The organism is Nocardia spumae (assembly GCF_020733635.1).
GTDB lineage: Bacteria > Actinomycetota > Actinomycetes > Mycobacteriales > Mycobacteriaceae > Nocardia > Nocardia spumae.
This window is the reverse complement of sequence record NZ_JAJFZL010000001.1, coordinates 4,114,113-4,126,647: the sequence shown is the minus strand read 5'-3', so window position 1 is coordinate 4,126,647 and position 12,535 is coordinate 4,114,113. Positions and strand designations below refer to the sequence as shown.

Annotated in this window: 12 protein-coding genes; 9 read left to right on the top strand and 3 right to left on the bottom strand. The window is 67.3% G+C overall.

Features of this window, described 5'->3' with window-relative positions; genetic code table 11:
* Positions 1-62: 62 nt before the first annotated feature.
* Together LKD76_RS18485 and LKD76_RS18480 are read left to right on the top strand one after the other, a co-directional pair.
* Positions 63-1,298 (top strand): cytochrome P450, encoded by a 1,236-nt coding sequence (locus tag LKD76_RS18485; protein ID WP_227982571.1) that lies wholly within the window; start codon positions 63-65, stop codon positions 1,296-1,298.
* 126 nt (positions 1,299-1,424) lie between these two features.
* Entirely contained in the window at positions 1,425-2,144 is a 720-nt protein-coding gene (locus tag LKD76_RS18480) for a TetR/AcrR family transcriptional regulator (RefSeq protein ID WP_227982570.1), read from the top strand.
* 3 nt (positions 2,145-2,147) lie between these two features.
* On the opposite strand, the gene LKD76_RS18475 is transcribed toward LKD76_RS18480, so the two are convergent.
* Positions 2,148-3,530 (bottom strand): threonine/serine exporter family protein, encoded by a 1,383-nt coding sequence (locus LKD76_RS18475; RefSeq protein ID WP_227985303.1) that lies wholly within the window; start codon positions 3,528-3,530, stop codon positions 2,148-2,150.
* A gap of 190 nt (positions 3,531-3,720) precedes the next feature.
* Here LKD76_RS18475 and LKD76_RS18470 point away from each other — a divergent pair, with 190 nt between their 5' ends.
* Positions 3,721-5,649, top strand: coding sequence for an acyl-CoA dehydrogenase family protein (locus LKD76_RS18470; protein WP_227982569.1), 1,929 nt, complete (start codon positions 3,721-3,723; stop codon positions 5,647-5,649).
* 56 nt (positions 5,650-5,705) lie between these two features.
* On the top strand, positions 5,706-6,398 hold the full coding sequence (locus LKD76_RS18465) for a phosphatase PAP2 family protein (RefSeq protein WP_227982568.1): 693 nt from the start codon (positions 5,706-5,708) through the stop codon (positions 6,396-6,398).
* Here the strand turns inward: LKD76_RS18465 and LKD76_RS18460 are convergent.
* The gene (locus LKD76_RS18460; RefSeq protein WP_227982567.1) at positions 6,369-7,250 is read right to left on the bottom strand and encodes a nuclease-related domain-containing protein; all 882 of its coding nucleotides are present in this window, start codon (positions 7,248-7,250) and stop codon (positions 6,369-6,371) included. The genes LKD76_RS18465 and LKD76_RS18460 overlap by 30 nt on opposite strands.
* A gap of 111 nt (positions 7,251-7,361) precedes the next feature.
* Positions 7,362-9,056 carry a GMC oxidoreductase gene (locus tag LKD76_RS18455; protein WP_227982566.1) on the bottom strand — a complete coding sequence of 565 codons (1,695 nt, stop codon included), beginning with the start codon at positions 9,054-9,056 and terminating at the stop codon, positions 7,362-7,364.
* A 276-nt stretch (positions 9,057-9,332) separates the two neighbouring features.
* On the opposite strand from LKD76_RS18455, the gene LKD76_RS18450 reads away from it, so the two are divergent.
* From LKD76_RS18450 to LKD76_RS18430, 5 genes are all read left to right on the top strand, one after another.
* A complete protein-coding gene (locus LKD76_RS18450; RefSeq protein ID WP_227985302.1) occupies positions 9,333-9,902 on the top strand; it encodes a CDP-alcohol phosphatidyltransferase family protein in 570 nt (189 codons plus the stop codon).
* A 99-nt stretch (positions 9,903-10,001) separates the two neighbouring features.
* The gene (gene gcvH, locus LKD76_RS18445; RefSeq protein ID WP_227982565.1) at positions 10,002-10,400 is read left to right on the top strand and encodes a glycine cleavage system protein GcvH; all 399 of its coding nucleotides are present in this window, start codon (positions 10,002-10,004) and stop codon (positions 10,398-10,400) included.
* Positions 10,401-10,619: 219 nt separating this feature from the next.
* Positions 10,620-11,090, top strand: coding sequence for an oxoglutarate dehydrogenase inhibitor Odhl (odhI, locus tag LKD76_RS18440; protein WP_036500944.1), 471 nt, complete (start codon positions 10,620-10,622; stop codon positions 11,088-11,090).
* Between the two features lie 55 nt (positions 11,091-11,145).
* A complete protein-coding gene (gene ftsR / locus LKD76_RS18435; RefSeq protein WP_227982564.1) occupies positions 11,146-11,919 on the top strand; it encodes a transcriptional regulator FtsR in 774 nt (257 codons plus the stop codon).
* An 80-nt stretch (positions 11,920-11,999) separates the two neighbouring features.
* Positions 12,000-12,473: a bifunctional nuclease family protein gene (locus LKD76_RS18430; RefSeq protein ID WP_040719032.1), complete on the top strand. Its 474-nt coding sequence runs from the start codon at positions 12,000-12,002 to the stop codon at positions 12,471-12,473.
* The last annotated feature ends 62 nt before the right edge of the window (positions 12,474-12,535 follow it).

Genomic DNA, 12,535 nt, shown 5'->3' with positions numbered 1-12,535 from the left:
GGTGTTCACAAATCGAGTGTGGTGTGGTTCACTCCATAGGAACGTGTTCCAAAGGAGGTACCGTGTCCGCGCCGTCTCTGCCGTCCATCAGCCACGAATTCGACTTCACCGATCCCGATCTGCTGGCCAACCGCCTGCCCGTGGCCGAATGGGCCGAACTGCGCCGCACCGCCCCGGTGTGGTGGGTCGATCAGCCCAAGGGTGTGAGCGGCTTCGACGACGGCGGTTACTGGGTCGTCAGCCGGCTCGACGACATCAAGGAGATCTCGAAGAACTCCGAGGTCTTCTCCACCCAGGAGAACACCGCGGTCATCCGCTTCAACGGTGAGATCACCCGTGAGGAGATCGAGATCCAGCGCGCCATGCTGGTCAACACCGACCCGCCGGCCCACGACAAGCTGCGCCGCATCATCTCCCGCGGCTTCACCCCGCGCGCGGTCGAGAGCCTGCGGGTGGCGCTGCGCGAGCGCGCCGAGCGGATCGTCCACGAGGCCAAGAAGACCGGCGGCGGCGACTTCGTGCAGCAGGTCGCGTGCGAGCTGCCGCTGCAGGCGATCGCCGAACTTCTCGGTGTGCCGCAGTCCGATCGCGGCCAGCTCTTCGAGTGGTCGAACCAGATGATGGGCTACGACGACCCCGAATTCGCCGACAGCTACAAGATGGCCAACGCTCAGGTCATGGGTTACGCGTGGAATCTCGCCGAAGAGAAGCGCAAGTGCCCGGCCGACGACATCGTCTCGCAGCTGCTCAACGCCGATATCGATGGCGAGGCCCTCGGTTCGGAGGAATTCGCCTGGTTCGTGATCCTGCTGGCGGTCGCCGGTAACGAGACCACCCGTAACGCCACCACCCACGGGATGAAGGCCTTCGTCGACAATCCGCAACAGTGGGAGCTCTACCGGGCCGAGCGCCCGCGCACCGCGCCCGACGAGATCGTGCGCTGGGCCACCCCTGTCATCGCCTTCCAGCGAACCGCACTGTCCGACACCGAAATCGGTGGCCAGGCGATCAAGAAGGGGCAGCGGGTCGGGCTGTTCTACTCCTCGGCGAACTTCGACGAGGAACGCTTCGACAAGCCGTTCGAATTCGACATCATGCGCAATCCGAATCCGCACGTCGGATTCGGTGGCACCGGCACGCACTACTGTGTCGGCGCGAATCTCGCCCGCCTGCAGCTGGATCTGATCTTCAACGCGATCGCCGACGTGATGCCCAACCTGCGTCAGATCTCCGAACCGGTCCGGCTACGCTCGGGCTGGTTGAACGGAATCAAGAGCTGGCAGGTCGCCTACGAATGAGCGTCCGGGCCGACAGGGGTGCCACCCGTGTCGGCCCGGGCCTCGACGGCCCAGGACACAGTGTGCGCACCGGCCTCGACGTACCCGTGACGTCGAGGCCGGTGCGTATGCGACGAAGGACAACGCATGACACCCGCACGACGGGGCCGCATGCCCGCGGTGAGCGACGCCGACATTCGTCGGGTGGCTCGCACACTGCTGGTCGAGCAGGGGCCCGAGGCGGTGACGCTGCGCGCGATAGCGCGCGACCTGGGCATCACCGCACCGGCGCTGTATCGGTACTACGCCTCGCGCGACGATCTCGTCGGCGCGCTGCGCAGCGATATCTGCGCCGACCTCGCGCGGGAACTGGCCGGTCAGGTGGCCGCGCTGCCCGAGGACGGCGTTGTGCAGTTGTTCGCCATCTGCCGGGGTTTCCGGCAGTGGGCGCTGGCCCACGCCCACGAATTCACCCTGGTGTTCGCCTCACCCGCCGGTGATTCCACCAGTGCCATGCGGCAATTCGACGAACCGTTCGGCCGCATCTTCCTCGAGGCGGCCGGCCGGCTGCTGACCACCTACGACATCGTCACCCCGCCGACCGACGTGATCCCCACCGCGCTGCGCGAGGATCTGATCGGATTCCAGACCGAACTGCTGGCCGTACTCGCCGAATCGGGCCAGAAGTTCCCGGCCGAGAAACTGGATCTCGGCGTCACCTATCTGATGATCCAGTTCTGGGCCCGGCTCTACGGACATGTCACCCTCGAGGTCTTCGGCAACTACCCGATGCCGGTGCGCAACCCCGACGCTTTGTTCGACGCCACCCTGGCCGATCTGGCTCGTTCCATCGGTTTCGCGGCCTGACCCTCAGTCGAAGTCGTCGGGGCGAACCCCGGTGACCCGCCGCAGGATTCGCGGCCGCCGCAGCCAGCGGGCGAACCATTCACCCAGCGTGATACCGCCGCCGAGCGCGCAGCCGACCACCAAGGCGGCGAACATCTGGTTCAAGCCGGCCACCAGGTCGTCGTTGAGCAATGAGAACAGGCCTCGGTAGACCTTCAGACCGGGAAGCAGCGGGGTGATGCCGGCGATGGCCACCACCAGCGGGGGAGTCACCGCACGACGAGCCAGCAGACCACCGGCGAGGCCGATCACGGTCGCGGCGACGGCGGCGGCGATCACCGGGCCGAATCCGGCGTGCTGGACGAACAGGTAGCACACGGTGATCCCGGCGCCCGTGATCGCCGCGACGGTCAGCGCGCGACGTTCGGCGTAGCAGGCCAGTGCGAAGGCCGCCGCCGCCAGGGCACCGGCGACGATCTTCAGCGGCAGATTGTTGATGTCGTAGGTCGGCGACATGTCGATCGGTGGCGCCTGGGCGCCGAAGGCTTCCGCACCGCGCAGTGCCACCGCCACGCCGGCGATGATCGCACCGGTCATGACGAGTACTTCGAGCATACGGGCGGCCGCGGTGATCGGCGCCCCGGTGATCGCGTCCTCGACCGCGCCGACCAGTTGTAAACCACTGAGCAGCACGGTGATTCCCGCCGCGACGATCAGGCTGGGATTGATGTCCAGCCCCTCGGCGAAGGTCTGCAGCAGGATCGCGGGGACGGTGGCGATGACGCCGCCCATCATATTCTGGAAGAAGAACGGCAGGCCGCGCTTGTTGAGCGAGCGATTGGTCCGGTCGATGAGCAATGTGGTGGCGAAACTCACGGCCGCCACCAGGACCCCGCCGCCGAGCAACAGCGAGATCGACGCCGCCAGCAGCGACCAGCCGAATGTCGCGATCCATCGGTTGTAGGGATGCGGTGCGCCGGTGATCGCGTCGAGTGCCGCGTGCGCGTCCTGCGGCGGCACCATCTCGCGGCGGATGCGCCGGGTGAGGCGATCGACGGCCGAGAGCCGGGTGAAGTCCAGTGATCGATACTGCACCACCCGCATGGTGCTCGCGGGCGGGAGCGAAGGACCGCGATCGGCGGAGATGCGAATCGAGTTGTAGGTGACGTCGATATCGCATTGCGCCAAACCGTAGGTGGCGGCGATGAATTCGACCTGGGTGCTGGTATCGGTGACCGCGGTGCCCGAGGCGAGCACCACCTCCCCGACGCGCTCGGCCAGGTCGAGCACCTCGGTGACCGCCGCGTCGTCGGTCAGATCGATCGGCCGTAGCGGTGCGGGCGCCTCGACCACGGCGTCGACGGTGGCCCGACGCTGGGCGACCAGCCGATCGGTTACCGCTCCCATCGCCCGATGCCACAACGAACTCGGCCGGGTCTCCGGCCCCGTGCGGACGAGTTCGGGCTCCAACTCATCTGTCACAGCAGATACGTTAGTCGGACGACACGCGGACGCACGGTGGCGTCCCTCACCCCGGCCGTTTCGGCAACGCGCTGGTTATCGCCGGGGGTCCGCGAGTACCGCTACAGTCGGTGCCATGGGCACCGAGATTTCGACAGCCGACCATCTGCGGGCGGCACTGGACGGACCGTGGCGTGACGTGCGGGAACAGGCGAGGCGGCAACTGCTCGACGACCGGCTGTTCGGCGACCCCTACCTCGACTACCGACAGGCGCGGGCGCGGGTCCTGGAGCAGATGCGGTTGGTTGCCGAGTTCGGTTATGCGGAAAAAGGTTTCAGCCTCGAACACGGTGGCAGCGCCGATCCCGGCGGGGCCGTCACCGGTCTGGAGATGCTCGCCTACACCGATCTGTCGCTGTGGGTGAAGGCCGGTGTGCAGTGGGGGTTGTTCGGTGGCGCGGTCGAGAATCTCGGCACCGAACGTCATGCCGATGTGGTCAAGCGGCTGCTGTCGCTGGATCTGCTGGGCTGTTTCGCGATGACCGAATCCGGGCACGGCAGCGATGTCGCCAATCTGGAGACCACCGCCACCTACGATCCGGGCACCGGCGAATTCGTCGTGCACAGTCCCACCGCCTCGGCCCGCAAGGACTACATCGGCGGCGCCGCCGAGCACGCCCGGATGGCGGCGGTGTTCGCGCAGCTGATCACCGGCGGCGAAAGCAAGGGCGTGCACTGCTTTCTCGTCCCCATCCGCGATGAGCGCGGCGCCGATCTGCCCGGCGTGACCACCTCTGACTGCGGTCTCAAGGGCGGTCTGCCCGGTGTGGACAACGGCCGCATCCAGTTCGATCAGGTCCGCATCCCGCGCGAGAACCTGCTCAATCGCTACGCCGATGTCGAGCCCGACGGCACCTACAGCTCCGAGATCGAGAATCCGAGCCGGCGATTCTTCACCACCCTGGGCACCCTGGTGCGCGGCCGGGTCAGCGTGGGCGGCGCCGCGGCGGCGGGGGCGCGGGTCGCACTGAGTATCGCACTGCGCTACGCCGACAAGCGGCGCCAGTTCTCCGATCCCGACGACGGTGGCGAAACCCTGCTGCTGGACTATCGCAGCCATCAGCGCCGCCTGCTGCCGCATGTGGCGCGGGCGTTCGCGCTGTCGTTCGCCCAGAACGACCTGGTGCGCCGGATGCATCTGGTGCAGACCGGCCAGAACCTCGACCCCGAGGCTCAGCGCGCACTGGAGAAGCGCGCCGCCGGACTCAAGGTCGCCCAGACCCGCCACGCCACCCGATCCATTCAGGAATGCCGGGAAGCCTGCGGCGGCGCGGGCTACCTCACCGAGAACCGGCTGGTGACGCTGAAGGCCGACACCGATGTGTTCACCACCTTCGAAGGTGACAACGTGGTGCTCACCCAGTTGGTCGCCAAGGAACTGCTCACGTCCTACTCCGACGAGGTGCGCGATCTGGACGCCCTCGGCTGGGTGCGCTTCGCGGCGACCATGGCGCGTGACGTGGTGCGCGAGACCTCCGGCGTGCGCCAGCTCATCCAGCGGCTGCGCGATCGCTCCGACGACGGCGTCGACGACGGCGATCTGTCGCGGCGTTCGGTGCAGCTGCAGCTGTTCGCCGACCGCGAGGACTATCTGACCCGGACCGCGGCTCATCGATTGCGCGCGCGGGCGGAGGAGACCGGCCCGTTCGAGGCGTTCAACAACGCGCAGGACCACATCCTCGCGGCCGGGGAAGCACATATCGACCGGCTGGTGCTGGAGGCGTTCATCGAGGGAATCGCCGATATCGAGGATCCCGATGCCCGGGCGCTGGCCGATACCGTCTGCGATCTGTTCGTCTACTCCGCCATCGAACAGAATCAGGCCTGGTACATCATGCACCGGTTCATGTCGGTGGATCGGGCCAAGGCGGTGCGCCGCGGGGTCAACGAACTCGTGGACCGGTTGCGGCCGGAGTCGGGTGTGCTGGTCGAGGCGCTCGGCGTCCCCGAGGCGATGCTGCGTGCGGCGATGCTCGACGATGCGAGCGTGCACCAGGGCGACTGATTCGGCCGGCGCCGCGACGGGGCGGGGTGGTGTCGCGTCCGGGCTATCGTCGAGAGGTGCATGCTCCGCCTCCGATCACCTGGTATCGACCGCAGCCCGTCCGCACCGCCGTCGTCGTCCTGATCGGGCTGCTGATCACGGTTACCGTTCCCCTGACCTTCCCCCCGGACAGGGGGCCGACCGGTTTCGATCGTGCGGTCGGTGACCGGGTCCACGCCGGTCTGGACGGCCATCCGGGGATCTATCACGCCCTGGTGATCCCCAGCGACGCCTATATCGTGTTGCCGCTGTTGCTGATCGGCATCCTCTGGTGTGCCTGGCGGCGGGACTGGTGGGCAGCGGGATTCCTGCTGGTGGCACCGGAATTGGTGGTGGCGATCAATACCTGGGCACTGAAATCGCTGTGGGACAGGCACTTACAGCACTACCTGGCCTACCCGAGCGGGCACACCGTCCAATTCGTCGCCATCGCCACCGGTTCGGCGCTCGTCGCGGCCACCGCACGGGTCCGGATCGTGGTCGTGGCGGTCGCGGTGGTGGCGCTGTTCGCGGTGGCGGTGGGCATGATCGGGCTCGGCTACCACTATCCGACCGATATCGTCGGCGGCGCCGCCCTCGCCGTCGCGGCCGTCACGGCATGCTGGGCGGCGGTGGCGTCGGTGCGGATCCGCTACGCCGAGCACCCGCGTGCCGCGGTCACAGCGGGGCAGACGGCCGGATCAGCCCGGGCCGTAGGTCAGGATCAGTGAGATCGCGAACCACAGCACCCAGGCGACGCCGATGAGCATGCCCACCGCCAGCAGGATGCGCAGGACCGCGCGCCCGGGGTCGACGCGCTCAGGCTCCTTCGGATAGAGATTCCACGGGCTGTACCAGGGCATGGTGATCGCCGGTGCTCGCCCGTAGGACTGTTCGAGCTGTGCCTGTTCCTCGAAGAACGCCTCGGCCTGCGCCTGCTGCGGTCCGCCGTACCACAGCGTGGTGTCCACCGGACCGCCGAAGCCCTCGCCGACGAGGTCCTGCGGGGCGGGCAGATACGGCAGGATGCCCAGTCCGCGGAAGGTCAGAGCGATCTCGTTGACCGTCCATTGCGCGCGGCCCTGCGCGGTCAGCGCGGTCAGGCACTCGGCCAGCCGCCCCGGCCCGTCACCGAGCAGCACCTGCAATCCCGGATCGTTCCACAGCTGGCGGATGCGGGGTTCGGCGCCGTGCGGTGGCACCACAACGACCACACCCTGGACGACCCGCTGTCCCAGACCCCGCTCGGCCAGCCAGTTCTGCAGTGCGTGGGTGTGTTCCCGGGAGCGGTCGAGCGGGGTTCCCCGGTCGCCGCCCTCGAAATTCACCACCTGGCCGCCGACGCGCCAGGGGCCGTTCAGCGGTACCTCCAGCTCACCGGTGACCCGCTCGACCAATGCCTCGGCCTCGACCACCACGCAGGTGGTCGGGGTCCAGATCACCGCATCGAACTGATGCAGCCGATCGGCATAGAACAGGCTGCAGTTGACCACGGCGACACCCTGCGGATCGTGGTGACCCTTCCAGGTGCGCAGCCAGTCGATGAGGGCCCGTTCGGCCAGGGACCCGGCCGCATTCTGCACTCGCACGAGCATTGGCGACCGCCCTTCCGTCGATACTCGATATCGGAAAGCATAAGGGGCGCTACAGGTCCGGGGGAGGCTCCGACGCGCCGGTGGTGACGAATCGAGAGGTCAGCGGTCGGCGGTCGCCGGATCGATCGGTGCGATGGGCAGCCGCAGCGCACCCGGTGCGGTGTCGGGCACGGTCGCGAAATGCGGTGCGACCGGCTCGATCCGGCGGTACGGCGTACCGAGTTCAGGCCGGGGATCCGGCTCGCCGTTGTTGGGCCAGAACGCCATCGCGCGCTCGGCCTGCGCGGTGATGGTCAGCGACGGGTTCACCCCGAGGTTCGCGGTCACCGCGGAGCCGTCGGCGATGTGCAGGCCGGGATGGCCGAACACCCGCTGATACGGATCCACCACGCCGCTCTCGGGCCCCTCGCCGATCACGCAGCCGCCGATGTAGTGCGCGGTCGCGGGGATATTGAACACATCCATGACCAGCCCGTGCACATCGCCGTCGACCTTGTCGCCGAAGCGGCGGCCGATCTCGTGCGCCATCGGAATCCAGGTGGGATTCGGTTTGCCGGTGCCCTGCCGGGTCTTGAGCTGCCCCCAGCGGCGGAACGAGGTCAGCGAATTGTCCAGTGACTGCATCACCAGCAGGATCACCGACTTCTCCGAGGCACGGCGGGCGTTGAGGCTGCGCGCGAAGACCACCGGATGCAGCAGGATGGCCAGCAGGAATCGCAGGAACCGGAAGGCGCCGCCGTCGACGATCGGCACCGACATCGGGAACAGCGCGTTCTGTCCCTTGCCGTAGTGGCAGACCTCGATGTGGGTATCGGGTTCGGGATGGATCGACGAGGTGATGGCGATGCCCTCGGCGAAATCGCGCCGCTGGCGGCTGACGACGTTGAGAATCGCCTCGGAGTTGCTGCGGGTGAGCTCACCCAGCCGCGGTGACAGATTCGGCAGCACCTTGTCGTCGCGCATCTTGTGCAGCAGCTTCTGGGTGCCCAGCGCCGCCGCGGCGAAGACCACCTGCTGGGTGGTGAACGTCTTGCGGCCCTTGCGGATCCAGCGATCCGAGCGTTGCGTCTCGATGGCGTAGCCGCCCCCGGTCATCGGGCGCACGCTGGTGGCCGTGGTCAGGTCGAAAACCTTGGCCCCGGCCTGTTCGGCGAGGTACAGGTAGTTGGTGGGGGTGGTGTTCTTGGCGTTGTGCGGGCAGCCGGTGAAGCAGCGGGCGCAGTGGATGCAGCCGCTGCGGCGTGGGCCGGCGCCGCCGAAATAGGGGTCGTCGACCTCGACGCCGGGCTGCTCCTCGTTGAAGAACACCCCCACATTGGTGGGGTGATAGGTATCACCCACGCCGAGATCGTCTGCGATGGAACGGATCACCTCGTCGGCCGGCGTGACGCGCGGATTCGGCGCCACGCCCAGCATCCGCTTGGCCTGGTCGTAGTAGGGCGCCAGCTCGCTGCGCCAGTCGGCGATATGGGCCCACTGCCGGTCGGTATAGAAGTTCGGAAGCGGTTCGTAGAGGGTGTTGCCGTAGATCAGCGATCCGCCACCCACGCCCGCGGCCGAGAAGACCGCGCACTTGCCGAGCACACTGATGCGCTGCGGGCCGGTGAGTCCCAGCCGGGGCGCCCAGATCGACTTGCGGACATTCCAGTTGGTACCCGGGATGGATTCGGCGGGCCAGCGGCGTCCGGATTCGAGGACGGCCACTCGGTAGCCCTTCTCGGTCAGGCGAAGCGCGCTGACACTGCCACCGAACCCGGAGCCGATCACCACCACGTCGTAGTCGAAGTCGGGCATGTCATCCTCTCGTCATCGCATCACAATGAAACGATTCTCGACGCACCGTGTCTTCGACAGTATCCACCGGCTCGATGCGACGGGTAAACATATCGCGCATCGCGACCACCGTCGCCGGGCGTCCGCCCTCCGCGTGCGGCGTGCCCGAATGGCGTCGCCGCAGGCATTGGGGTAAGCACACAGGCTGTGACCACTCCAGCGGGCGGCGGGCCCGTCCCCGATCCCCGGCCGTCCGAACCGGACGCCGACCCGACGTCGAACGCGAACGAGGACCGCATCCTCACAGTGCCGAACGCGCTGAGCGTGGTGCGGTTGATCGGCGTGCCGGTGCTGTTGTGGCTACTGCTGGTCGAGCACGCCGACGGCTGGGCCTTCGCCCTGCTGATCGCCAGCGGTATCACCGACTTCCTGGACGGCAAGCTCGCGCGGCTGCTCGATCAGTCCTCACGGCTGGGCGCGCTGCTGGACCCCTTGGTGGATCGGCTGTATCTGATCGCCACCGTGCTCGCCTTCCTGGTGCGCGGCATCCTGCCCTGGCCGTTCGTGGCCGTGCTGATCGGCCGGGATCTGGTCCTGGCCGCGGTGTTGCCGATCTACCGGCGCCGTGGTCTGGAACCACCCGAGGTGATCTACCTGGGTAAGGCCGCGACCTTCGCGCTGATGTCGTCGGCGCCCTGGCTGCTGGCCGGGCAGATGGACTGGGCGGCAGCCGGTTTCAGCCGGGCCTTCGGCTGGGCCCTGCTGTGGTGGGGTGCCGCGGCCTACGTGTGGACCGGTCTGCTGTACCTGTGGAAGGCGTTCGCGGTCGCCCGGACCATACCTGTTGTGCCGCGAGCAACTTCGTAGCGGGTGTGTGGGTCGCGGTGTCGGCCCGGCTCGATACAGTTGTCGCGATACCGGCGAGAGGACGCCTGTGAAAGGACGCCCCGTGAAAGGAATCAACCTGTGACCGACCTACCCGAGGATCTTCGCTATACCGCCGAACACGAGTGGGTACGCCGCGTCGCGCCGACCCGGGTGCGGGTCGGGATCACCGATTACGCCCAGTCGCAACTCGGTGATGTGGTGTTCGTGCAGCTGCCGGCGGTCGATACCGCGGTGGCGTCCGGTGAGGCCATCGCCGAGGTCGAGTCGACCAAGAGCGTGTCCGAGATCTACGCACCGCTGCAGGCGAAAGTCGTTGCGGTGAACGAGGAATTGGACGCCGCACCGGAGCAGCTCAACACCGACGCCTACGGCGCGGGGTGGATGTTCGAGCTCGAGCTCGACGACGCCGCGGCACTGGATTCCGCGTTGGGTGGCCTGCTCGATGCTGCGGGTTACCAAGGAGTTATCGAGGGCTGAGTCAGCCTTCCCAGTTCTACCTGCACGGGTGCGCCCGAGCAGGGTACGGTCAACACCAACAGATGTGCCGGCGGCCGGTGCCGGGAACTCTGCCGGAACTTGCCGGTGACACCTGACAGCGCGACAGCCGGTCGCGATGAGTGGTGGCGGTGAGGGCAGTGCGCTCAGTATTGGCGCCGGATACCGGTACGGATAATCGGTTCGAGGAGGAGAGCAAGGGTGAGCGAGAACAAAGACCCGGGTTACGGGGAGAGCGCGGCCGAAACGACTTCGGTGTTCCGCGCTGACTTCCTCAACGAGGTCGACGCGTCGCGCTCCGGTGAGCAGACCGGCGAACAGCCGGTGCAAGGGGTCGAGGGTCTGCCTGCGGGCGCTGCCCTGCTGGTGGTCAAGCGTGGACCCAACGCGGGTTCGCGATTCCTGTTGGATCAGCCCACCACCTCGGCGGGGCGGCACCCCGACAGCGACATCTTTCTCGACGATGTCACGGTGTCTCGTCGGCACGCGGAATTCCGGCAGGACGAGGACACCTTCCAGGTTGTGGACGTGGGCAGCCTGAACGGCACCTACGTCAACCGCGAGCCGGTGGACTCCTCGGAGCTGCAGAACGGTGACGAGGTGCAGATCGGCAAGTTCCGGCTGGTGTTCCTGACCGGACCGCGGCCTCAGGTCAACGAGCCGAGCGCGTAACGAGCCGAGGCGGATTCCACTGATGACTGGCGCAGCGCAATGGACACGCGGAGGGATGTCGATCGGCTCCGTGCTGGACCTGCTGCGTCCGGATTTTCCGGACATCACCATCTCCAAGATCCGGTTTCTCGAATCCGAGGGACTGATCCGCCCGGAGCGCACGCCTTCGGGTTATCGCAGATTCTCGGTCGCCGATGTCGAACGGCTCAAGTTCGTCCTGACGGCGCAGCGTGATCAGTATCTGCCGCTGAAGGTGATCAAGGAGCAACTCGAAGCGATCGACCGCGGCGCCGCGACCCTGGGCGTGCGTGAAGCGCGCGCCCGGGCCGACGGCGCCGGTGCGGACGGTTCGGGGCGTGCGCCCGACGCCGGCCGCGCGGTGGGCGCGACCGCCGTGCCGCGCCGCCTGGGCGTGGTGCCCGGCGAGGTGTCGCCGGACGAACTGCGGCTGGACCACGAAATACGTGTCACCCGTGCCGATCTGCTCGACCAGGCCGGGATCGATGAGAAATTTCTCACCGAATTGATCCGCGCCGGGCTCATCACGCCCGGCGCAGCCGGGTTTTTCGACGCCGAGGCCGTCACCTTGGCCCGGACCGCCCAGGCGATGAGCGAATTCGGTTTGGAGGCACGGCATCTGCGGGCGTTCAAGCTGGCCGCGGATCGCGAGGCGGCCATGATCGCCCAGATTGCCGCGCCGATTGCCAAGAGTCGCGACGCCGATGCCCGCGCCCGCGCGGAGGAGACGGTACGCGAGTTGGCGGCCCTGTCGCTGACCTTGCATACCAGCTTGGTCAAGACGTCGGTGCGCGCTTCCCTCGGCGGCTGAATTCATCGCCTAGACTCGGTGATACGGCCTGCCCGGCTGGGCTCGTGCGGGTGGTCGGTGAGTATTGGGAGGCCAGTGCGATGAGTGAAATGCGTGTGATCGGCATCCGGGTCGAGCAGCCCCAGAATCAGCCCGTGCTCCTGCTGCGGGAGGAGTCCGGCGACCGCTACCTGCCGATCTGGATCGGTCAGGCCGAGGCGACCGCCATCGTGCTCGAGCAAGAGGGTGTCACCCCGATCCGCCCGTTGACCCACGACTTGATCAAGATTCTGATCCACGACCTCGGCCACACCTTGAAAGAGGTGCGAATCGTGGACCTGCAGGAGGGCACCTTCTATGCCGACCTGGTCTTCGACAACGATGTGCGGATCTCGGCGCGGCCCTCGGATTCGGTAGCCATCGCCTTGCGGGTCGGTTGCCCGATCTATGCCGAGGAACCGGTCCTCGAGGAAGCCGGGCTGGTGATGCCCGACGAACGTGAGGACGAGGTGGAGAAGTTCAAGGAGTTCCTGGAGTCGGTCTCTCCGGACGACTTCAAAGCCACCGATAGTTGATGCGACCCGGCGGCAGCCGGACTGTGCTCTATACCTCACCTAGAGGGTGAGAAACACGCCGC

Excerpts from the sequence above, each read along its gene's own strand:
- LKD76_RS18430 (WP_040719032.1), top strand. The coding sequence starts at position 12,000 with ATGAGTGAAATGCGTGTGATCGGCATCCGGGTCGAGCAGCCCCAGAAT.
- LKD76_RS18475 (WP_227985303.1), bottom strand. The coding sequence starts at position 3,530 with ATGGGAGCGGTAACCGATCGGCTGGTCGCCCAGCGTCGGGCCACCGTC.
- LKD76_RS18455 (WP_227982566.1), bottom strand. The coding sequence starts at position 9,056 with ATGCCCGACTTCGACTACGACGTGGTGGTGATCGGCTCCGGGTTCGGT.
- LKD76_RS18470 (WP_227982569.1), top strand. The coding sequence starts at position 3,721 with ATGGGCACCGAGATTTCGACAGCCGACCATCTGCGGGCGGCACTGGAC.
- LKD76_RS18480 (WP_227982570.1), top strand. The coding sequence starts at position 1,425 with ATGACACCCGCACGACGGGGCCGCATGCCCGCGGTGAGCGACGCCGAC.
- ftsR (WP_227982564.1), top strand. The coding sequence starts at position 11,146 with ATGTCGATCGGCTCCGTGCTGGACCTGCTGCGTCCGGATTTTCCGGAC.